The following is a 288-nucleotide window of genomic DNA, read 5'->3' on the forward strand; positions in this document are numbered from 1 at the left end:
GCGGAAGTTAAATTAACTTCCTTTAAGACGCCTAATGCTGGACATTATCGCTGGAATTATTAATGCGTTCCTAAATCAAACCTAGTCTAAACTGTAGCTTTAGTCTAGGTGTGTTGTTTAATCAAGCTTGTGTAGTAATGGACAGCTTCAGGGAATTTTGTTAACTCTTTTTTTCCTAGTTCACTAAGATCATAGACCCCTCTTACAATTCTTCTAAACCAGCCGTAATGGTTTTGAGATAATATCGATAACGTCTTGTCTCCAGTTCCCAATTGTCGAAGCTTTTTT

1 protein-coding gene is annotated in these 288 nt (G+C 36.8%); it reads right to left on the reverse strand.

Annotated elements, in window-relative coordinates:
* Positions 1-104 precede the first annotated feature (104 nt).
* Positions 105-288, reverse strand: a 184-nt coding sequence (locus PZE06_RS29025) for a DUF2161 family putative PD-(D/E)XK-type phosphodiesterase (protein WP_275792542.1), incomplete at its 5' end; no start/stop codon positions are given.

It is taken from the genome of Robertmurraya sp. DFI.2.37 (genome assembly GCF_029211245.1).
Taxonomy (GTDB): domain Bacteria; phylum Bacillota; class Bacilli; order Bacillales; family Cytobacillaceae; genus Robertmurraya; species Robertmurraya methanolica_A.